We start from the raw sequence: 20,957 nt of genomic DNA on the forward strand, positions 1-20,957 counted from the left end.
ATCTAGTACCTCAGCACCGTGCCGCCGAAGGAGAGGCCCGCTCCGGAACCTACCAGCGCTATCAGGTCGCCCCGCCGTACGCGACCGGAAGTGATGGCGTGATGCAGCGTGACAGGAATGGAGGCGGCCATCTGATTGCCGCGGTGAGCTAGCACGCGCACCAGTAGATCCGACGGCAGTCCCAATGTCGCTTCCAGATGATCGAGTCCCTTGGCGCTTGCCTGATGGGGGACGATGCAAGCCAGTTCCCCAAGCGCAATGTTTGCACGTTGAAATAGCCGCTCGAGAAAAGCGGGCAGGCGTTGTGCTGCCATCCGGTAGGTTGCCCGTCCCTGCATTTCGAAACAGGCACCGCGAAGGAATTCTTCCATCTGGGTGCGTGGTCGAATGCGCGTTCCGCCGGATTTCACCTGACATAGCTCGGCGCCGACCGAAAACGTTTCGAAGTGTGTGCCAAAAACTTTCGAGTCGTCCGCTTCAGCCGCTTGTCCAAGTATCACGGCGGCCGCACCGTCACCAAACAACATGGCGGTTTCGGGATCGTCCCAGCGAAGGCCGGCCGAGGCGATCTCGCTGGATACGATAAGTACGCGCCGGTACCTGCCTGCAGCCATCGCGGCGCTCAACAGGTCCAGTGCCGCGACAAAGCTCAGGCAGGTAGCGTTAATGTCGAACGCCGGGATACCGCTTTCTCCAAGACCGAGCTGGCGCTGGATCAGTACACCCGAACACGGTATGGCCTGTTCCATAACGCTGCATGCCGAAACGATGCAATCGAGCTCGTGTGCTTCCATGCCAGCGGCCGCGAGCGCGGATCGCGCGGCCATGGCACCCATGAACGACGAAGTCTCGCCATCGTCTGCGTAGTAGCGCCGTTCGATGCCCGCATGTTTGAGGGTCCAGCCCGACGTTTTTTTCCAGCGCTCATCGAGTATGTGCGATTCGACGCAGTTACCGGGAAGATGCTCCCCCGTGCCGAGAATCCTGATGGGAAGCGAGTAGTTGATATTTGTCATTTGCACGATCCTTGCCCTCAGATGCATCCGTTGCGGTGAAGCGTGCTGCGCTGGCAAACATGGTGCAAATCGGAATGCCAACCCAACACTTTTTGAGCCCTTGGGTATCATATATTGATACTCTTGGCATCGTTGGTGCCCTCATGGAGATAGATATGGCTGGCTCGGCGCTTGTGGTGCAAGCAATCCGCGCCATTCTTCGCGAACGTGGCATCACCTATCGCAACCTCGCCGACCTGATGGGTGTTAGCGAGCCGACCGTCAAGCGGGACCTGGGGCGAGGCGATTTTTCGCTAAGTCGGCTTGATCGCATTTGCGATGTCCTCGGCGTCACCGTGGAGGACCTAGTCCGCAATGATCGCCCGCTGATCAATACGCTAACCGAGCTCAGTCAAAAGCAGGAAGCGGCCCTCGTGGTCGATTCCAAACTGTTACTGATCACTTACCTGATCGTAAACGACTGGCGATTTAGCGAAATGATGTCTACGTTCCGAATCGAAGAGAATGAGCTGATATCGCTATTGTTGAAGCTGGACAAGTTACGGGTCATCGAATATCGGCCACCGCGTCGCATCAAGAAACTCACTGCACGCAATTTCTCCTGGCGCAAAGATGGCCCCGTTCAAGTGTTCTTCCTTTCCCGCGTTTTGCCGGAGTTCTTCAACGGCTCCTTCGAAGGCACCGGCGATGCATTTCACTTCGTCGGAGGAACCCTCTCGGAAGCCTCACGCGCACGCATGAAAGTGGCTATTGCGCATCTCGTGGAGGAGTTTGAACAACTTGCACGCCAAGATTCAAGACTGCCACTCGACGCACGGAACGGCTGCAGTGCCGTCATTGCCATCAAGAAGTGGGAATTTTCGGATTTCACGCTACTAAGGCGATAAAGCGCGGAGCGTGTATTCTGAATTCAAGCAACCATGCGCGTGGACACGCCGCTACTTGCAAGCCACGGTGCACCCTGTGGAAGAAAACCTGAATAAGTTTCAAATCCTGCTGGCCGGCCATCACGATCCGGCATAACGATAAAACGAAAGATCATTTTGTTCTCACCGCTCGCGCGTCAACACTTGGCGCTGAAGGTGCGAGGGGGTGAGCTTCAAACAGATCGCCAATTTTGGCCGTCTGTCTCACTTTTTGACATACCGCACCGCTGATTTCAGTCAGGGGCAAGGCGATGAATCAAGTGAGGAGCGAGTTGCCGGCGAGTGTTCGGCCATCCGTTTCCGCTGCGACGCAAACGGCGCGCGGCGGCGTGTTTTCAAATGAGGACTGGTGGTCGGTGTGGATCGGCTTGTTGCTGGTGGTGATCGCCTGGCTGGTTTTTGCATCCGGTAGCAGTATCAAGTGGCTTGCCGCAGCGCCGGCCAAATGGTCGAGCGTGGCGCAGGCCGGCGCGGATATCGCCGCGCACTTGCCGAACTATGCGGTGCTGTTCGTGGTTTTTGCGCTGCTGTTCGGTATCGCTTCTACGGTGTTGAAGCAGCGCCTCGCGCACTTTCTGCCGGCGTTTCTGGTTCTGTTTGTTGTCTCGTTATTGATCTTCGAAACGGCAGCCTGGACGCAGGCATCCCACTACAACCTCGAGGCGCCGTTAGTGGCGTTGCTGCTTGGCCTGGTGATATCGAATGTTGTGCGTCTGCCTGCGTGGTTTCTGGCTGGTTTGCGGGTGGAGTTTTTCATCAAGGTCGGTATCGTGCTGCTTGGTGCGACGTTACCGTTCACGCTGCTGGTATGGGCCGGGCCGGTAGCGGTCGGACAGGCGACGGTGGTATCGCTGCTGACGTTCTTCGTGATCTTTTTCACCGGCCGCGCACTTGGTCTGGATCGGCGTTTTGCTGCGGTGCTCGGCGTTGGCGGCGCGGTCTGCGGCGTATCGGCGGCGATCGCGATTGCCGGCGCTGTGCGCGCCAAACACGAACAGGCCTCGGTGGCGATTACGCTGGTGGTGTTGTGGGCGATCGTGATGATTTTCGTGCTGCCGTTCACCTCGCATGCGCTGGGTTTGTCGACTGGCGTGGCCGGTGCGTGGATTGGCACCTCTGAGTTTGCCGACGCGGCGGGCATTGCCGCGGCCCAGGCATATGGCGACATTGCCCGCAACGCCGGTGGCGCGATTGCTGGAACACCGGAAGCTGCGCTGCAGAACTTCACCCTGATGAAGGTGGTGGGACGCGACATCTGGATCGGTATCTGGGCGTTCGTGCTGGCTTGGGTGGCCTCGACGCGCTGGGATGCTTTCGACGATGGCGTGCAGGCAAAGAAGGTCAATGTCGGCGAGATCTGGGCACGCTTTCCGAAATTCGTGATCGGCTTTGTGATCGCCTCGGCACTGATCACCTGGATTGCCAGCGCGTACTCGCTGGCGGACTACCGCAAGGTCGTCACACCTGACCTGGTCGCGCCGATCACCGCGCTGCGCACGTGGGCTTTCACTTTCTGCTTTCTCAGCATTGGTTTGACGACACGCTTTGGTTCGCTTAGCAAAGCTGGATGGAAGCCGTTCGTGGCGTTCACCGCCGGCGTGGCAATCAACATCATCATCGGCTACGTGCTGTCGGTCCATGTATTCGCGGCGTATTGGGATAGCGTGGGTCACTGATGAGCCGGGTGTCCGCGACCAGCACGGACGTTGTCGTCCAGGCTCGTCGCCAACCCATGGAAACGCCCCGCTGCGCTGACTGCCACCATCGGCTGGATGATCGTCAGGCAATCGAGCGGCGGGTTTCGGGGTTGGCCGTGTTCGGTTCGGCCTACGGTGCCAGCATCTGTGAAAGCCGGCTATGCGTGTTGCACGATCGGCTGGTGTCGCCGGACGATCGATGTGCGCGCTTTAGTGCTCTCGACGGCAGTGCTATCAGCGGTTAGTGCTGCAGCTGCGAAGCGCTCGATTCAGGCTTGCTCGCCGTCGGCATCTTTGCTCGCTGCCAGATCCTTCAATAGCTGAAAAATTTCCCGATACGCCCGCGGTGGCTTGTTTGGGGTTTCCTTTTCGATGCGCGCCTTGCGGATCAGCGAACGCAGGTGCTGGCGATCGACCTGCGGATTTTCGTTGATCAGCTCGGAGAAGGCGGCTTCGTCTTCGCTGATCAGCCGATCACGGGTCGCTTCCAGGCGGTGCATCGCCGCGTTTTCCTGGCGCTGCTTTTCCCGGTTTTCGCCGAGTTCGGCGCGCACGGAGGCGAAAGCTTCGTCGTCGTAGCGACGCATGACTTTCGCGAGGAAGGCGAGCTGGCGCTTGTGCGCGATATGCGCGGTGATGTTGCGTGTGCGGGTGATTTCGTCACGGACGTCGTCGGGCAACTCCAGCTTCGCCAGCCGGCTGGGCTGCATCTCGACAAGCTGGCTGGCCAGCGCCAGCACGGCCAGCGCCTCGCGGCGCTGCTGGGTGCGGCTGGGACCGTAGTCCTCTTCGTCGAGTTCGGTCTGGTTGCGGCTGCGGCTCGGGCTCACGGTTTCAATTCCACGGTTTCAATTCCAAGATCGGGCTTTGAGGATCAGGCTTGCGTATCACGTTCGGTAGCTGCGTCAGGCGGGTCAGCCTGTTCAAGAGCGAAGCGCGGGATCGGTTCGCCCTCCAGCTCGATGGTTTCGATAAACATCGCCGCTGGACGTACCCACAGGCCATAGTCGCCGTAGAGCGCCTGATAGACCACCAGCGGTTCCATCGTTTCGCTGTGCTGCGCGGTGCCCAGCACGCGGTAGCGCTGGCCTTTGTAGTGGCGATAAGTACCGGGGACGGGTTGCATGGGCGTTCTCCGCGGCTCTTTTCATTTCGCCGCGGCGACCCCATCTCCGAGTCTGAACCCGTTTCGGGATCGCGTTGAATGGCAAGCCGACTTAAGCGAGCCACTATTCTACGCGTCAAACCTTCAGGAAGCCCAACGTGAGCGAAGTCGTTATCAGCCAGGACGTTATTCACCAGAACGCCATCAATCAAGATCGCAGCCTGGAAGAACTTGATCGATTGTCCGAACTGGCCGAAGACGTGATTCGTCGCGCCCGTGCCGCCGGCGCCAGTCAGGCCGAGGTGGCCGCCAGCATCGATAGCGGACTGAGTGTGAACGTGCGGCTTGGCGAGGTCGAAACGGTCGAGCACACGCGCGATCGCGGCTTCGGCCTCACCGTGTATTTCGGCCAGCGCAAGGGTTCGGCCAGTACAGCCGACCTGCATCCGGATTCGATCCAGGCCACGCTCGACCAGGCCTGCGCGATCGCGCGCTATACCGAGGCCGATCCGGCCTCCGGTCTGGCCGATGCGTCACGCATGGCGACAAACTTTCCCGATCTTGACCTTTGGCATCCGTGGGATATCGACAGCACCCGCGCCATTGAGCTGGGTATCGAAATTGAGGACATCGGCCGCGCACATGCGGGCATCACCAATTCGGACGGCACCAGCGTGCAGGCCGGGCAGGGTGTGTCGGTGTATGCGAACTCGCATGGTTTTGTCGGGCGTGAGCGTGGCACGCGGCATTCGCTCTCGCTGGCGCTGATCGCCGGGGACGAAGCCGGCATGCAACGTGACTACTGGTACGACAGTGTGCGTCGCGCTGGCGACTTCATCAGCGTAAAGACGCTGGCGGATCGTGCCGCCGAGCGCACGATCGCACGCATGGGGGCCCGCAGCCTGTCGACCCGGCAGAGCCCGGTGCTGTTCCCGCCGGAGTTGGCGCGTGGATTGATCGGGCATCTGCTTGGTGCGGTGAGCGGCGGTGCGCTGTATCGCCAGGCCAGCTTTCTGCTTGATCATGTCGGCAAGCAGGTGATGCCATCGTGGTTGAATATCAACGAGCGGCCGCATCTGATTGGCGGTCAGGGCTCGGGCAACTTTGACGCCGAGGGCGTAGCGACGCGCGATAGTTCGCTGATCGAGGGTGGCGTGCTCTCGCGCTACATCCTGGGCAGCTATTCGGCGCGCAAGCTCGGGTTGGAGTCGACTGGCAATGCCGGCGGCATCCATAACCTGATCGTCGAGCCGGGCAGTGTCGACAATTCCAAAGATGATTTTGCGGCGCTACTGAAACGCATGGGCACCGGCCTGCTGGTGACCGAAGTGATGGGACAGGGTGTGTCGACCATCACCGGCGACTACTCCCGCGGCGCGGCGGGTTTCTGGGTCGAGAACGGCCAGATCGCCTATCCGGTGGAGGAGATCACCATCGCGGCGAATCTTCGGCAGATGTTTACCGGAATTCTTGCGGTAGGCGCGGATGTCGATGTGCGCTCGGCCATTCTTACCGGCTCCATTTTGCTGGACCAGATGACCATCGCTGGCGAATAGGCCAACGGTCACCTTGCGGTGGCCTGCGACAAGGCTGAATATGACGCTCGAAGGTTTTTACGGCACCACTTACCAGGGAGCGAAAGGTCCATGAATACACCGCCCGATGAATTTCCGCCGGTAGCCCCGGAGCCGCAGGTCGTCGGTCATTCCACCGACGATAAAAACCTGGCAATGCTCACGCATCTGTCGGGTTTCATTCTGAACATCGTCGTGCCGCTGATTATCTGGCTGATGTACAAGGACCGGGTCGAAAAGGCCTATCTCGTCAGCGAGGCGAAAGAAGCGCTGAATTTTCAGATCACCGTGCTGATTGGTTACGTCATCTGCTGGATTCTCAAAATCATCCTTATCGGTTTTTTCCTGAGCTGGGTGCTGTGGATCGCCAATCTCGTGTTCTGCATCGTCGCGGCGGTAAAGGTGAGCTCCGAAGGAACCTATCGCTATCCCATTGTGCTTCGTCTAGTAAGCTGAAAACGTCAGTGTCGTAGGCGACATTTCATAAAAGAAAAAGCCCGTTTTGCGGGCTTTTTTTATGGGCGACTAGGCGGTCATATTTTAAGTGGCCAATTGCGGTGTGCCGTATTGCGGATAAGCCACTATCCGATAGCGATGAAGTATCGGACGTTATTTCTGGTCTGCTGCAAAGGCTCTCGGGATGATTTCAAAATAAGATGATCTGTCGGCACCGTAGCTGTAATCGACGTTCCGCATCTACAATGCTCGACGGGGCAGGGGAGTCCTTGTAGCTGGTGGCTGAAACGTTTTCCTGACGGGTAGCGTCGGTGCTTATTTGCTTTCGCAAACTGAAATCACAACCAAGGAGTAGTTCATGGGTTTCTTTGATTGGTACCTGAAGTGCATTAAGGATCATTACGCGGACTTTGAGGGGCGCGCGCGTCGCACTGAATATTGGATGTTCACTCTGGTGAATATCCTTGTCGCGATCGTAGTCTTCATTATTTTCCGTATTATCCATTTGCCAATGGTGGCAAATCTTTACAGCTTGGCTGTGCTGGTTCCTGGCTTGGCTGTTGGCGCGCGTCGGCTGCACGACACGGATAAAAGCGGTTGGTGGCTACTGATCGGCCTGATTCCGCTCATCGGGGCCATAGTGCTCATCATCTTCTTTGCGACCGAAGGAACTCGCGGATCGAACCAATACGGCCCGGATCCGAAGGGTGAATTGCCGCCTGCGATCTGAGTCATCAGGTAAGTACAAGGGCAGCTGAGGCTGCCCTTGTACTTTGCGGCAGGCGTCGCGAGTCTGTTGATCAGCTGCTGCGATGTGCCGCGTAGTGAGCCAGCTCCTGCAGCAGCACGCCGGGTGTGCCTAGTGGTGCAATAGCGTCAAGCGCGAGTGTCGTCAGTTCACGCAAACGCGCTCGTGAGGCATCGAGGCCAATAGTTGAGGGGAAGGTCGGCTTGTCGTCGGCGGCATCTTTTCCGGCGGTTTTGCCGATCACGGCGGCATCGCCTTCCACATCCAGAATGTCGTCGCGCACCTGGAAAGCCAGGCCGACGGCGGCAGCATAGCGATCCAGCATGTTCAGGGTGGCGGCATCTGTTCCTGCGCTGAGCGTGCCCAGGCGCACCGATGCGCGGATCAGTGCACCGGTCTTGCAGGCGTGCATATGTTCGAGCTCGGCGAGAGTCAGTGTGCGACCGACGGCAGCGAGATCCAGCGCTTGTCCGCCGGCCATGCCTTCGGCACCGCAGGCACGGCTCAGTACGCGCTGTTTTTCCATGCCGATAGCGGCATCGCCTTTGTCCTCGCTGAGGATCTCGAACGCCAGAGCCTGCAGCGCATCGCCGGCAAGTATGGCCATCGCCTCGCCAAACACGATATGACAAGTGGGTCGGCCGCGGCGCAGGGCGTCGTCGTCCATCGCGGGCAGATCGTCATGCACCAGTGAATAGGCGTGGATCAGTTCCACTGCGCACGCAGCGCCATCGAGCTGCGTGCCGTCTTCGCCAAGCGCATGCGCCGCGGCATAGACCAGCAGCGGACGCAGCCGCTTGCCACCGCCGAGCACGGCATAACGCATCGCGCCATGCAGGGCAGAGGGGGATTGTTCGGCAGGCGGCAGGCGATGTTCCAAGGCCTGTTCGGCGCGGCGGATCAATGCTTGCAGTGCAGGGCCAAGCTCAGAGTTCGGGTTCAAACGGTTCGGCACTATCGGGAGCATCGGGGTCGAGCAGCAGGCGAACACGCAATTCGGCTTTTTCCAGCGATTGCTGGCAGTGCCGATACAGGCCGATGCCACGTTCGAAGGAGGCCAGCGACTCGTCGAGGCTCAGTTCGCCGCCTTCCATCTTCGCAACCAGCTGTTCGAGTTCATCCAGCGAATGCTCGAAATCCACGGCGGGTGGGGTTTTGACGGAAGCGGTCTTGGCCATGGACAGCAACGCTAACCGAGTGTCAGCGCGGAATCAATCTGCACATGGTCCGAAAGCACCTGCATGTGATGCAGTCAGCGCGGTGGCAACCAGCGGGGCAGCGTGCCGGCCTGCTGGAAGATCACCTTGCCACGTGCCGTGATCCAGCGGTCGGCCACGGCGATGATTTCATCGCCGGCATAGAGCAGCGGCACGCCGAGGCGCCGCCATGGAGGAATCATGGCCTGCTGGAACAGGTCGCGCAGCTCGCGTGTATGCGCATCGCCGGCGGGTTTGATGCGTTCGCCACCTTGGCGCAGGCGCACATGCAGTGGTTCGATCAGATGCGTATTGGCATCGACCAGCGACAACGTGCCGCCATCGGGTAGCGTCAACGGTTCGCCGTGCCAGTGGGTTTGCCAGTCGTTTTCGATCATTGATCTTGGCGATATGGCCCACAGTCGTCCCCGCCAGATATGCAATTCAGCCCCAGACCATTGGATGCATGGTTGCTGGCCGGCGCGTGCACCGCACTGGTATTCGATCTGCTGGCGTTGCGCCGTTGTCGGTGCGGGCAGGCCGCGTGCGTGCAGCCAGTAGTCGAGCAGGGGTTCGCGCAGCGCAGGATGCAGTGCCAGCCAGCCGGAGGCTTCCAGGCTGTCCGTGGCCGGATCGCGCAGTACATCAAATGCCGCCAGCCATTGTGCTTGCAGCGCATCAGCGGCAGCGCGGCTAAGCGCGGCGCTATGCACGATCGAATCCACCGCCTGTGGCCAGTGTCGCGTAAGCCGCGGCAGAATCTCGAGGCGCAGATGATTGCGCGCCAGCCGGGTGTCGCTGTTGGAAGGGTCGTCGATGCAGGGCAGCTGGTGTGCATCCACATAGTCACGAAGCTGTTTCCGCGATAGCGCCAGCAGTGGTCGCCAGAGCAGGCCATGGGCGAACGGGCGCAGCGCCTGCATGCCGCCAAGGCCTTCCGGACCCGCGCCGCGAAGTAGTTTCAGCAACACGGTTTCGGCCTGATCGTCGCGATGATGGGCGAGCAGCAGCCGTTCGCCGGCATGTAATTTCCCGGCAAACGCATCGTAACGGGCATGGCGCGCAGCCGCTTCCAGCCCCAGACCTTTGCCGACATCGACCTGCACACGCAGCACGTCACACGGCAGATCCAGCGTGGCGCAAAAGCGCTGGCAATGTTCCGCCCAGGCTGTGCTTTGCGCGTGCAGTCCATGATCGACATGCAGTGCGCGCAGGCCAGATGCTCGTGCCTCGGGCAGCTGCGCCAGCGCGTGCAGCAACGCGGTGGAGTCCGGGCCACCGCTGAAGGCGACGCATAGCGGTATCGATGGCGCATCCGCCAGCGTTGCGACGAGATGTTGACGCAGCGTATCGCTCATTTCTTGCCAACGTGGGGGCGCACGTAGAAATGTTTGCCGTTACCGATATGTCGCTCTTCGGTATCGAACAGGCCGAGGCCGTTGACCAGTCCGCTGAGTTTGGCGTAGCCGTAGTTGCGCGAGTCGAAGTCGGGCGACTGCTTGTTGATGATGCTGCCGATGGCGCCGAGCCCGGCCCAGCCGGTGTCATCCGAGGCGGCCTCGATCGCATGGCGCAGGAGATTGAGCAGGTGCGTGTCGCCACGCAGTTCCTTGGCGGAGCGCTTCTTCGGCGCGCTGTCGGAAACAGCCTCGGCGGAGCCTGCCAGCACTTCGGTATAGATGAACTTGTCGCAGGCGGTGCGGAAAGGCTCCGGCGTCTTCTTTTCGCCGAAGCCATAGACGATGCGTCCCGATTCGCGGATACGCGAAGCCAGCCGGGTGAAGTCGCTGTCGCTGGAGACGATGCAGAAACCGTCGAAGCGCTCGGTGTACAACAGGTCCATCGCGTCGATGATCATGGCCGAGTCGGTCGCGTTCTTGCCGACCGTATAGCGGAACTGCTGGATCGGCTGGATCGAATGCCGCAGCAGCACTTCCTTCCAGCCGTGGAGGTCGGGCTTGGTCCAGTCACCGTAGATGCGTTTGACGTGCGCGGTGCCGTATTTGGCCACTTCGGCGAGTAGGCCTTCGACGATCGCCGGCCGCGCGTTGTCCGCATCGATCAGTACGGCGAGCTTGGTGGTGTCGTTGGCCATGGCGGTTCCCGCGGTGTTGTGTGCTTCGATGGTAGCGCTGCTTGTGTCTGTCCGGGTTTGTACCCAGCGAAACTCAGCGGCGAAAGTTCAGCTCGACCGTGATGCCCGCTGGATCGACGACGAAGATCTGCACCTGATGCCCCTCATCCAGCACCTGGATTCGCGCGGTGATTCCCGCCGCGTCCAGCCGCTCGCGGGTTGCAGCCAGATCGGTGCAGGCGAATGCGACGTGACTGAAATACCCATTGCCTTGGCTGACCGAGCCGCCGGCATTGCCGGTGCTCAGATGCAGCACAGCCGCATCGCCGGCGTAAAGCCAGTAACCGTGCGAGCCGGAAGCGACCGGCCGCCGTGGGCCGTCGTGCAGGCCAACCAGGTCGATGTAGAAGGCGCGTACCGGTTCGAGCAGCTCTAGCGGTACGCGCAGATTGATGTGATCCAGTCTGCGCACACCTGCCATGCGGGTTATTCCTGGTACGCGCCGTAGCTGCGCAGGCGCTTGTAGCGCCGTTCGAGCAGATCGCTCACGGGCAGTGCTTCGAGCTCGTCGAGCTGGTTGAGCAGCACGGCTTTCAGGCGCACGGCCATCGAACGGGCATTGCGGTGGGCGCCTCCCAGCGGCTCGCGCACGACCTTGTCGATCAGGCCCAGTTCGAGCAGGCGCGGTGCGGTCATACCCATGGCTTCGGCGGCATCGCGGGCCTTATCAGCGCTTTTCCACAGGATCGAGGCGCAGCCTTCGGGCGTGATGACGGAATAGGTGGAGTACTGCAGCATCAGCGTGCGGTCGCCGACACCGATGGCCAGTGCGCCGCCGGAGCCGCCTTCGCCGATCACCGTGCAGATGATCGGCACTTTCAGGCCGGCCATTTCGATCAGGTTACGTGCGATCGCCTCGCTCTGGCCGCGCTCTTCGGCGCCCACGCCGGGGTAGGCGCCGGGGGTGTCGATCAGGGTCAGCAGCGGCAGATGGAAGCGCTCGGCCATCTTCATCAGGCGCAGCGCCTTGCGGTAGCCCTCGGGACGCGGCATGCCGAAGTTGCGGCGGACCTTGGTCTTGGTGTCGCGGCCCTTCTGGTGGCCAATGATCACCACCGGCCGGCCGTTGATGCGACCGAGGCCGCCAACGATGGCGGCGTCCTCGGCATACATGCGGTCGCCAGCCAGCTCGTGGAATTCTTCGCAGATCACGCCGATGTAATCCAGCGTGTACGGCCGTGCCGGATGGCGTGAGAGCTGGGTCATCTGCCAGGAATTGAGGTTCCGGAAGATTTCCGCCGTCTTGATCTTCAGCTTCTCGCGCAGCCGGCTGACGTCATCCTCGATATTGAACGCCTGGCCCTGGCTGGCATGCCGAAGCTCTTCGATCTTCGCTTCCAGGTCGGCGATCGGTTGTTCGAAATCGAGGAAGTTGGGGTTCATTCGCGACATTTCGTTACATAGAGCGGCGCAGTATACCGTTACGCGCGTAAGGGCGAGAACGGCGCCGTATGGCGACAAGAGTTGAAATTCGATGGACAGGCAGGCACCAGACGCCAACCGATTACGCTATTGTCCGCGCCAACATGCGCTTTTCGCTGGACCAGACCATGCCGATCCAACCACCTATCGACAATAACAAGCTCGACCGCATCGTGGCCGAGGCGCGGCGCAATGCCGAGCAGCGCGAGCTCGGCTACCGCGAGCGGGCGCTGAAGATGTATCCGTGGATCTGCGGCCGCTGCGCGCGTGAGTTCACCCGGGTCAATCTCTCGGAACTTACGGTGCATCACCGTAACCACGATCACGACTTCAACCCGGCTGATGGCAGTAACTGGGAGCTGCTGTGCGTGTACTGCCATGACAATGAGCATTCGCGCCACATCGACCATGTGCGCGGTGGCGGTTACAACGTGCAGGAAGACGTGGCGCCAGCCACCGGCAATCCGTTTGCCGACTTGAAAGCGATGATGGAGCGCGGCGGCAAAAAATAGTCAGGGCTGCAGAAGCGTCGAGCTTAGTCCGCTTGCTTGACGATACGCAGCCGTACCGCCTGCACGCCGGGCAGCGCGCGCACCGTACGCAACAACGCCGGTATCGCGTCGACGCGCCAGGCATCGCTCAGTTCCAGATCGGCCTGTGCATTCTGGTTGTGATAACCATGCAGCACCACGGTGGCGCGGCCGCCGCGGTAGCCGGCCAGCGCATGCTGGAGCTGCTCGACGAAATCGGGTTTGACGCCATTCAATTTCAGCTGCAGCAGGCGCGCGTGCTTGCGGCAGGCGTCGGCCAGTGAGGTCGCGCTGCGTGCACGAATCTGGAAGCCGCCACCGGAGAAATCGTCGATGCGCAAACCACCTTCGACGACGAGCATTTCGTCGCGGGTCAATAATGGCGCGATCTGCTGATACAGCTCGCCGAAAAAGCTCACTTCGATGCTGCCGGTACCGTCCTCGATGCGCACGAACGCGTCGCTGTCGCCACGCTTGCGCACAGCGGTGACCATGCCGGCGATCGTCCACGGCGTGTCCGGGCCGCGGCGAAAGCGGTTGCCGTCGTCATTGTCGTTCTTGCGCGGCTTGGGCGGCTGGTAGCGCACGGAAATCTCTCCCAGCGGGCAGGTTGACAGCTGCGCCAGCTCGTCCTTCCACGGGTCAGTGGGATGGCCGGAAAGATAGTGCCCCAGCGTGTCGCGCTCGCCCTGCAGCAGCTGTTCCAGCGGCCATTCCGGCGCGGTGGGCAGGTCGATGTGCACCACTGGCGTCAGCGCGCCCGAGGCCGCCCCGAACATGTCGTTCTGGCCCGACTGCCGATCGCGCAAATGCTGTTCGGCAGCCTTGATGGTGTCAGGCAACTGCAGCATCAGGCTGGCGCGTGTGGGCGCCAGTGAGTCCAGTGCGCCGGAATGGATCAGTGCCTCGAGCACGCGGCGGTTGAGCTTGGTCGGATCGACGCGGCGGCAAAAGTCGGCCAAGTCGGTGTAACGGCCGTTCTGGCGTTCGGCCACGATCGCCTCGCACGCGCCTTGACCGACGCCCTTGATTGCGCCGAGGCCGTACTGGATCGTGCGAGCGCCGCGGCGCGAGCTGTTGGATGACGCGTCGGACTCGACCGCGACGAACATGTAGTCCGACGCGTTGACGTTCGGCGGCAGCACGGTGAGCCCGATGGCGCGCGACTCGTCGAGGAAGGTCACCGCCTTGTCAGTGTTGTCCATGTCCGACGAGATCGTCGCGGCCATGAATTCGGCGGGGTAGTTCGCCTTCAGCCATGCGGTTTGGTAGCTGACCAGTGCGTACGCGGCGGCGTGTGACTTGTTGAAGCCGTAGCCGGCGAATTTCTCCATCAGGTCGAAGATTTCATCGGCCTTGGAGCCTGGCAGGCCATCCTTCGCCGCGCCGTCGCGAAACTTGGCGCGTTCCTCGGCCATCTTCTTGACGTCTTTCTTGCCCATCGCGCGACGCAGCAGGTCGGCGCCGCCGAGCGAGTAACCGCCGACGATCTGCGCCATCTGCATCACCTGCTCCTGATAGACCATGATGCCGTAGGTCTCTTTCAGGATGGGTTCGACGCGGTTGTCGGGATAATCGACCTCCTCGCGGCCGTGCTTGCGTGCGACGAAGCTCGGGATCAGGTCCATCGGACCGGGACGATAGAGCGCGCCCAGCGCGATGATGTCCTCGAAGCGGTCGGGCTTCGCGTCCTTGAGCATGCGCTGCATGCCGGCGGATTCGAACTGAAAGATCGCCACCGTCTGCGCTTTCTTGAACACCTCGTACGCCGTCGCGTCATCCAGCGGCAGTTTGGCGATGTCCAGCGGTGCCTCACCCGTGACGACACGGCGTGCGTTGATCGCCTTCACCGTCCAGTCGATGATGGTGAGCGTGCGCAGGCCGAGAAAGTCGAATTTCACCAAGCCGACCGCTTCGACGTCATCCTTGTCGAACTGGGTCACCACGCCGCCGCCGCCCGCTTCGCAGTACAGCGGCGCGAAGTCAGTCAGCGCAGTTGGCGCGATCACCACGCCACCGGCGTGCTTGCCGGCGTTGCGGGTGAGGCTTTCGAGTTTCAACGCCAGGTCGATCAGTGCGCGGGCGTCTTCATCCTGCTCGTAGGCTTCGCAGAATTCCTTGACGACGCGATCGGTTTCTTTTTTCGATTTTTCCGAACGGCCCAGCGCATCGGACAAGGTCAGATCGAGCGGGCGCGGCGGCACCAGCTTGGCCAGCCTGTCGACCTGACCGTACGGCATGCTCAATACACGCCCGGAATCGCGCAGCACGGCCTTCGCCGCCATCGAGCCGTAGGTGATGATCTGGCTGACGCGGTCGCGGCCGTATTTACGCGCCACGTAGTCGATCACTTCGTCGCGGCGATCCATGCAGAAGTCGATGTCGAAGTCGGGCATCGACACGCGTTCAGGATTGAGGAATCGCTCGAACAGCAGATTGAACTGCAGCGGATCGATGTCGGTGATCTTCAGCGCCCATGCGACCAGCGAACCGGCGCCCGAACCGCGACCCGGACCCACCGGAATACCGTGTTCCTTACCCCAGTTGATGAAGTCCGCCACGATCAGGAAGTAACCGGGAAACCCCATCTCGATGATGACGTCCAGCTCGCGCTCAAGCCGCGTCTGGTAATCGGCGGGTGTACGGCCGTTGGCCAGCGGCGCAGCGACGAGGCGCTGCTGCAGGCCTTCGCGCGACAGCTCGCGGATGTAACTGGCCAGATCGTGCCCCGAGGGCACCGGAAAGTCGGGCAGGTAGTACGTGCCGAACTTCAGTTCGACATTGCAGCGCCGGGCCAGCTCGACGGTGTTTTCCAGCGCTTCGGGAATGTCGGCAAACAGCGCCTCCATTTCCTCTGACGATTTCAGATACTGCTGGTTGCTGTAATCACGCGGGCGCTTGTTATCAGCCAGCACACGCCCTTGGTTGATGCATACGCGCGCCTCGTGCGCCTCGAAGTCGTCCTGCAGCAGAAAGCGCACATCGTTGCTGGCGACCACCGGCAGATCGAGTTCACCGGCGAGCGCCAGCGCGAGGGTGTTCCAGTTTTCCTCACCCTCGCGGCCGCAGCGGGTCAGCTCCAGATACAGGCGGTCCGGGAACAGACGCATCAACGGCCGCAGTTTCGCCAGTGCTGCATCGATGCCCTGATTCAAGGCAATGCGGCCGATCTCGCTTTCGCGTCCCAGCAGGGCGATCAATCCATGTGCTGCGTCGGCATGTAGCCAGCCAGCTTCGATCAGCGCGCGGCCGCTGTGCTGACCCTCGCGCCAGGCGCGCGATACGAGACGCGACAGGTTGAGGTAACCATCGCGGTTCTGGCACAGCAGGTTGAGCCGCCAAGGCCGCGGGTCGTCGGGTGCGGAAATCCACAGGTCGCAGCCGCTGATCGGCTTGATGCCCGCCGCGCTGCAGGCCTTGTAGAACTTCACCAGCGCGAACATGTTGCATTCGTCGGTGAGTGCTACCGCCGGCATGTTGGCGCGCACGCAAGCGTCAACCAGCCCCTTGATGCGGATGGTCGAATCGACCAGCGAATACTCGCTGTGCAGATGCAGGTGGACGAAGCGGGTGGTCATGGAACTCACGCGGCGAGTCCATGAAGGCTACCCGTCCGACTGCGCACCGACAAGGTTTGACTTACGCGCATATTCCACGAACCGTTACGGTTGGCGGAAGCAGCGCTCAATCCACCACAGTAACCGCTTTTGGGGCTGCCGATGAGCAGCAAGAAGCGGGCAGTGCGGAAGGTTCGGTCATCTACTTCATGCAGTAAATGCATCAGGTCGCCAGGAAGCTGATGACCACGAGCTTGTCACGAATTGATGAAAAGCAATGGTTCGGATGGATCCATTGGACCCCTCCGAGGCGCCGCTGTCGAAGTGATCTTGCCCATGTCGATCATAGGCAAAAGCTATGATTTATCGAGCACAAGAAAGCAGTGTCTATGGCGTGAGCAGCCGCTTTACCGGTGCAAAGCTGCGGCGATGCTGCGGGCACGGGCCCAATAGCGTCAGCGCAGCGAGGTGTGCCGGCGTGGGATAGCCCTTGTGTATGGCAAAACCGTAGCCTGGATGCTTCGCTTCCATCGTCACCATCAATCGATCACGGGTGACTTTCGCGAGAATCGAGGCAGCGCTGATGGCCGGCTCCAATGCATCGCCACCAACGATCGCGCGGCCGTGGCAGGGCAGGTCCTTCGGTAGCTGGTTGCCGTCGATCAGCGCCTCGTCGGCGACGATCGCAAGACCCTCCACGGCGCGGCTCATGCCGGTCATGGTGGCCTGGAAGATATTCAGCCGGTCGATCTCGTTCGGCTCGATAAGCACCACGCACCAGGCCAGCGCTCGTTCGATGATCTGCGGATACAGCGCTTCGCGTTTCGCTTCGCTGAGTTTCTTCGAGTCATTGAGACCGACAATGGGGCGGGCAGGGTCAAGGATGACGGCAGCCACAGAAAGCGGACCCGCTAGCGGTCCACGGCCAGCTTCGTCGACGCCCGCCACTAAAAAGCTTATTGCCTTTGCCCCGTCCCCCTCACGAGGGCTCGGTTGGGATGGGGTGCCGGCGGCACTTGCCTCAAACAAATCAGTCGCCATCAGTACCATCCACCAACTCGGCAATCGCCGCCGCCGCGCGTTCACCCGCGTGGCCTTCCAGACCGCTACGCAATGCTTGATGCAACTGCTCGAACGCGCTGACGATGTAGCCGCGTCGTTCGCTGTCCTGAAACAGCATCAGCGTTGCAACGGCAAGATTTCCGGCGGTGCACTCATCCTGCATGAACTCCGGCACCAGCAGTTCGCCCTGGATACCGCTGGCGCGCGCCAGGATATTGGGTAGCGCGTAGACGTCGGTTTTCAGCATTTTCAACGCGCGTGCAATGCGATAGCTCAGCGGCGCGACGCGGTAGCCGACTACCATCGGTCGTTTGGCCAGCATGGCTTCCAGTGTTGCTGTGCCCGAGGCCAGCAACACTACGTCGGCGGCCAACATGGCTTCGTGCGCATGGCCGTCCAGCAATAGCGGTCCGGTTTCATCGTGAGGCAGTTTTGCCAGCAACGCCTTGAGCCTGGCGTGGACCCGCGGGTTGGCCGCGGGTATGACGATGCGCAGACCTGGAAGTGCTGCAGCAACACGGGTTGCCGCGTCGATAAAAATCTGGCCCATCCGCGCCAGTTCGGATGGCCGGCTTCCGGGCAGCAGGGCCAGGATCGGCACCTGTTGCGGCAACTGCAGAAACTCGCGCGCGCCGACTCGATCGGACACCAGCGCAAAGCGATCGGCCAGCGGATGCCCGACAAAGCGCGCATCAATGCCGTGTTTGGCGTAGATCGCTGGCTCCATAGGGAACAGGCACAGCACGCGGTTGGCGCTGCGGCCGATTTTCTCCGCGCGTTTTTCGCGCCACGCCCACACCGACGGGCTGACGTAGTGAACGGTTTTCAGGCCGGCCTGCTTCAGGCGCTGCTCGACGCCAAGATTGAAATCCGGCGCGTCGATGCCGACGACGATCGCGGGTTGCACTTTGAGCAATTTCGCAATCAGTGCGCGGCGCAGTCGCAACAGTCGCGGCAGATGGCTGATGACCTCGCTGAAACCGAACAGCGACAGTTCGTGGATGTCATACCAGGATTCGAAACCCTGTGCCTGCATGCGGGCACCGCCAATGCCGACGAAGCGCACATGCGGATAGCGTTGACGCAGAGCGATGATGAGGTCAGCGCCGAGCTGGTCGCCGGAATCTTCACCGGCGATCAGTGCGATGAGTGGGGTGTTGGTGGAGACGTCGATGTTTTGCATTTCGTCTCCTAAGCAAAGCGGGAGTCAGAGCGCGATCTTGATTCCCTCATAAGCGCGTAGCGCTTATGAGGGCGCATATCAGCGGGCTAGCGCGCGATTGCTGCGGTCAAGAAAATCGAGCATGGCGTTAACATCCTCACTCTCGCCTGCCTGTTTTGTCAGCAGTTCGCGGGCTTCGGGCAACGACAGGCCAGCCATGTAGAGGGTGCGATAGGCACGTTTGATTGCGGAAATACGCGCGGCATCGAAACCGCGACGTTTCAGGCCTTCACTGTTGATGCCACGTGGACGACCGTGCTGCTCGTTCGCCATCATCACGAAGGGCGGCACGTCCGAGCCGACCAGGCAACCCATGCCGATGAAGGCATGGGCGCCGACCTTGCAGAACTGATGGATGCCGGAATAGCCCGACAGGATCGTCCAATCGCCGATTTCCACGTGTCCGGCCAGTGCCGAGTAGTTGGAGAACACGATGTTGTTGCCGACCTGACAATCGTGCGCGATATGCACATAGGCCAGTAGCCAGTTGTCATTGCCGATGCGGGTAACGCCGCCACCGTCACCGGTGCCGCGGTTGATGCTGGCGAACTCGCGAATCAGGTTGCGATCGCCGATCACCAGCTCGGTGCGCTCACCGGCAAACTTCTTGTCTTGCGGATCACCACCCAGTGAAGCGAATTGGGCGATACGGTTGTCACGTCCGATTTTTGTCGGTCCTTCGATCACCACGTGCGGACCGATGACCGTGCCATCGCCGATTTCCACATCAGCGCCGATAACACTGTAGGCGCCGATGCTGACGTTTTCGCCAATGCGCGCGGAGGGATCAATCAACGCCGTTGCGTGAATCATTTCTCGGACCTCGCGGCACACATCAGCTCGCAGCTGGCTACCTCTTTGCCATCGACCAGAGTGCGCGCGACAAAGATACCCATGCCGCGCATCAGGCGCTTCAAGCTTACTTCCATTCGCAGCTGATCACCCGGTCCGACGACAGCGCTGAAGCGCGCGTTGTCGACCTTGACCAGATAAAACAGCGGGCTGCCGGCGTTGCCTTTCAAGCGGCTGCTGATCTGCGTCAACAGGCCTGCGGTCTGCGCCATCGCTTCGACGATCAGCACACCGGGCATGACCGGATGCCCAGGAAAGTGGCCCTGGAAAAACGGCTCGTTGATAGTCACATTTTTCAGTGCGACCACACTGACGTCAGGCACGATCTCGATGACGCGATCCACGAGTAGAAATGGATAGCGATGCGGAAGCAGTTCCTGGATCTGCTCCACATTCACCGGCATGGTGATGGCGGCAGGTTTGTCACTCATGATTCTTGTCCTTTTCCAGCGCCGACAGTCGGCGCGCGTACTCATCAAGATGTTTGAAACGCGCTGCGTTCTTGCGCCATGGGAGATTGGGCTGCAGCGGCACGCCCGACGAATATTCGCCCGGCTCACGGATCGAGCTGGTGACCAGGCTCTTGGCGGTAATGGTAACCCGGTCGGCCAGCTCGAGATGACCGAGTACGCCAGCGTTGCCGCCGATCATGCAATAGCGGCCGATTTTTGCACTGCCTGCCACCGCGGCACAGCCAGCCATGGCGGTGTGCGCGCCGACATAGACGTTGTGGGCGATCTGGATCTGATTGTCCAGCCGCACGTCTTCCTCGAGCACGGTATCGTCTAGCGCGCCGCGATCAATGGTGGTGTTGGCGCCGATCTCGCAATCGTCACCGATGCGCACGCCGCCGAGCTGTGGCAGCTTGATCCAGTGATCTTTGTCGAAGGCCAGGCCAAAACCATCCGAGCCGATTACCGCGCCTGGATGCACGAGGACGCGCTTGCCGAGGGTCACGCGTATCACCAGCGTGACCCTCGCGACCAGGCGCGATTGCGCGCCGACGGTGCAGTCGGTACCGATCATGCAGTGCGGGCCCAGTATCGCGCCGTCTTCGATAACGGCCCCATCCTCGATCACGCAGCAGGGTCCGATGCTGGCGCTGTTGCTCACTCGCGCACTCGCGGCAACCACCGCACTGGGGTGAATGCCCGGCGGAGCGGAGGGTAAACGTTCGAACAACGCGGCAATCTTGGCGTAGGCGACGTAAGGGTCTTTGGCTATCAGCGCAGCTGTCGGGCACGAGGTCAGATTTTCCTCGCGCAGCACGACCACGCCTGCGTGCGTAGCGGAAAGCTGGGCATCGTATTTGCTGTTGGAGAGAAAACTCAGCTGACTGGCGGTGGCGCCAGCCAGCGTACCGACGCCGTCGATACGGTGCGTGCCGTCGCCGTGCGACGACAGCCCGAAACGTTCAGCTAGCTCGGCCACTGAATAGGACAATTCGCTCAAGAGCATGC

The 20,957-nt window shown here is 61.0% G+C and carries 22 protein-coding genes; 7 read left to right on the forward strand and 15 right to left on the reverse strand.

The window, feature by feature from the left end:
• Positions 1-2: 2 nt before the first annotated feature.
• Positions 3-1,016 carry a 3-oxoacyl-[acyl-carrier-protein] synthase III C-terminal domain-containing protein gene (locus HDE79_RS06205; RefSeq protein WP_255483584.1) on the reverse strand — a complete coding sequence of 338 codons (1,014 nt, stop codon included), beginning with the start codon at positions 1,014-1,016 and terminating at the stop codon, positions 3-5.
• Positions 1,017-1,171: 155 nt separating this feature from the next.
• On the opposite strand from HDE79_RS06205, the gene HDE79_RS06210 reads away from it, so the two are divergent.
• Together HDE79_RS06210 and HDE79_RS06215 are read left to right on the forward strand one after the other, a co-directional pair.
• Entirely contained in the window at positions 1,172-1,903 is a 732-nt protein-coding gene (locus HDE79_RS06210; protein ID WP_184600985.1) for a helix-turn-helix transcriptional regulator, read from the forward strand.
• 290 nt (positions 1,904-2,193) lie between these two features.
• A complete protein-coding gene (locus HDE79_RS06215) occupies positions 2,194-3,618 on the forward strand; it encodes a putative sulfate exporter family transporter (protein ID WP_184600986.1) in 1,425 nt (474 codons plus the stop codon).
• Between the two features lie 290 nt (positions 3,619-3,908).
• Here HDE79_RS06215 and yjgA read toward each other — a convergent pair whose 3' ends face one another.
• Together yjgA and HDE79_RS06225 are read right to left on the reverse strand one after the other, a co-directional pair.
• Positions 3,909-4,469: a ribosome biogenesis factor YjgA gene (gene yjgA / locus HDE79_RS06220; protein WP_184600987.1), complete on the reverse strand. Its 561-nt coding sequence runs from the start codon at positions 4,467-4,469 to the stop codon at positions 3,909-3,911.
• Between the two features lie 44 nt (positions 4,470-4,513).
• A complete protein-coding gene (locus HDE79_RS06225) occupies positions 4,514-4,765 on the reverse strand; it encodes a DUF1653 domain-containing protein (RefSeq protein WP_184600988.1) in 252 nt (83 codons plus the stop codon).
• A gap of 167 nt (positions 4,766-4,932) precedes the next feature.
• Between HDE79_RS06225 and pmbA the strand changes: the two genes are divergently transcribed.
• The 3 genes from pmbA to HDE79_RS06240 all read left to right on the forward strand — a co-directional run bounded on the left by pmbA (position 4,933) and on the right by HDE79_RS06240 (position 7,504).
• Positions 4,933-6,300: a metalloprotease PmbA gene (gene pmbA / locus HDE79_RS06230; protein WP_184601150.1), complete on the forward strand. Its 1,368-nt coding sequence runs from the start codon at positions 4,933-4,935 to the stop codon at positions 6,298-6,300.
• A gap of 90 nt (positions 6,301-6,390) precedes the next feature.
• On the forward strand, positions 6,391-6,774 hold the full coding sequence (locus tag HDE79_RS06235) for a DUF4870 domain-containing protein (protein ID WP_184600989.1): 384 nt from the start codon (positions 6,391-6,393) through the stop codon (positions 6,772-6,774).
• Between the two features lie 358 nt (positions 6,775-7,132).
• Entirely contained in the window at positions 7,133-7,504 is a 372-nt protein-coding gene (locus tag HDE79_RS06240; protein ID WP_184600990.1) for a DUF805 domain-containing protein, read from the forward strand.
• A gap of 70 nt (positions 7,505-7,574) precedes the next feature.
• Here HDE79_RS06240 and HDE79_RS06245 read toward each other — a convergent pair whose 3' ends face one another.
• The 6 genes from HDE79_RS06245 to HDE79_RS06270 form a co-directional block, all read right to left on the reverse strand.
• The gene (locus tag HDE79_RS06245) at positions 7,575-8,465 is read right to left on the reverse strand and encodes a farnesyl diphosphate synthase (protein WP_184600991.1); all 891 of its coding nucleotides are present in this window, start codon (positions 8,463-8,465) and stop codon (positions 7,575-7,577) included.
• On the reverse strand, positions 8,449-8,700 hold the full coding sequence (locus HDE79_RS06250) for an exodeoxyribonuclease VII small subunit (RefSeq protein WP_184600992.1): 252 nt from the start codon (positions 8,698-8,700) through the stop codon (positions 8,449-8,451). Before HDE79_RS06250 ends, HDE79_RS06245 begins: the two co-directional genes overlap by 17 nt.
• Before the next feature lie 74 nt (positions 8,701-8,774).
• Complete coding sequence (gene tilS / locus HDE79_RS06255) at positions 8,775-10,076, reverse strand: tRNA lysidine(34) synthetase TilS (RefSeq protein ID WP_184600993.1); 1,302 nt, start codon at positions 10,074-10,076, stop codon at positions 8,775-8,777.
• Positions 10,073-10,813: an NYN domain-containing protein gene (locus HDE79_RS06260; RefSeq protein ID WP_184600994.1), complete on the reverse strand. Its 741-nt coding sequence runs from the start codon at positions 10,811-10,813 to the stop codon at positions 10,073-10,075. Before HDE79_RS06260 ends, tilS begins: the two co-directional genes overlap by 4 nt.
• 73 nt (positions 10,814-10,886) lie before the next feature.
• The gene (locus tag HDE79_RS06265) at positions 10,887-11,273 is read right to left on the reverse strand and encodes a VOC family protein (RefSeq protein ID WP_184600995.1); all 387 of its coding nucleotides are present in this window, start codon (positions 11,271-11,273) and stop codon (positions 10,887-10,889) included.
• A 5-nt stretch (positions 11,274-11,278) separates the two neighbouring features.
• Complete coding sequence (locus HDE79_RS06270; RefSeq protein ID WP_184600996.1) at positions 11,279-12,235, reverse strand: acetyl-CoA carboxylase carboxyltransferase subunit alpha; 957 nt, start codon at positions 12,233-12,235, stop codon at positions 11,279-11,281.
• 167 nt (positions 12,236-12,402) lie between these two features.
• Between HDE79_RS06270 and HDE79_RS06275 the strand changes: the two genes are divergently transcribed.
• Positions 12,403-12,786 (forward strand): YajD family HNH nuclease, encoded by a 384-nt coding sequence (locus tag HDE79_RS06275; RefSeq protein ID WP_184600997.1) that lies wholly within the window; start codon positions 12,403-12,405, stop codon positions 12,784-12,786.
• 23 nt (positions 12,787-12,809) lie between these two features.
• On the opposite strand, the gene dnaE is transcribed toward HDE79_RS06275, so the two are convergent.
• A complete protein-coding gene (gene dnaE / locus HDE79_RS06280) occupies positions 12,810-16,382 on the reverse strand; it encodes a DNA polymerase III subunit alpha (protein WP_184601151.1) in 3,573 nt (1,190 codons plus the stop codon).
• A gap of 20 nt (positions 16,383-16,402) precedes the next feature.
• On the opposite strand from dnaE, the gene HDE79_RS06285 reads away from it, so the two are divergent.
• Positions 16,403-16,579 (forward strand): hypothetical protein, encoded by a 177-nt coding sequence (locus HDE79_RS06285; RefSeq protein ID WP_184600998.1) that lies wholly within the window; start codon positions 16,403-16,405, stop codon positions 16,577-16,579.
• A 169-nt stretch (positions 16,580-16,748) separates the two neighbouring features.
• Here HDE79_RS06285 and rnhB read toward each other — a convergent pair whose 3' ends face one another.
• From rnhB to lpxD, 5 genes are all read right to left on the reverse strand, one after another.
• On the reverse strand, positions 16,749-17,321 hold the full coding sequence (gene rnhB / locus HDE79_RS06290) for a ribonuclease HII (protein WP_343205915.1): 573 nt from the start codon (positions 17,319-17,321) through the stop codon (positions 16,749-16,751).
• A 70-nt stretch (positions 17,322-17,391) separates the two neighbouring features.
• Entirely contained in the window at positions 17,392-18,606 is a 1,215-nt protein-coding gene (gene lpxB / locus HDE79_RS06295) for a lipid-A-disaccharide synthase (RefSeq protein WP_184601000.1), read from the reverse strand.
• A 78-nt stretch (positions 18,607-18,684) separates the two neighbouring features.
• Positions 18,685-19,458 (reverse strand): acyl-ACP--UDP-N-acetylglucosamine O-acyltransferase, encoded by a 774-nt coding sequence (gene lpxA / locus HDE79_RS06300; RefSeq protein ID WP_184601001.1) that lies wholly within the window; start codon positions 19,456-19,458, stop codon positions 18,685-18,687.
• Complete coding sequence (fabZ, locus tag HDE79_RS06305) at positions 19,455-19,928, reverse strand: 3-hydroxyacyl-ACP dehydratase FabZ (protein ID WP_184601002.1); 474 nt, start codon at positions 19,926-19,928, stop codon at positions 19,455-19,457. Before fabZ ends, lpxA begins: the two co-directional genes overlap by 4 nt.
• On the reverse strand, positions 19,921-20,949 hold the full coding sequence (gene lpxD, locus HDE79_RS06310; RefSeq protein ID WP_184601003.1) for a UDP-3-O-(3-hydroxymyristoyl)glucosamine N-acyltransferase: 1,029 nt from the start codon (positions 20,947-20,949) through the stop codon (positions 19,921-19,923). Before lpxD ends, fabZ begins: the two co-directional genes overlap by 8 nt.
• Positions 20,950-20,957 lie beyond the last annotated feature (8 nt).

Source organism: Rhodanobacter sp. MP1X3 (assembly GCF_014207165.1).
Taxonomy (GTDB): Bacteria; Pseudomonadota; Gammaproteobacteria; order Xanthomonadales; family Rhodanobacteraceae; genus Rhodanobacter.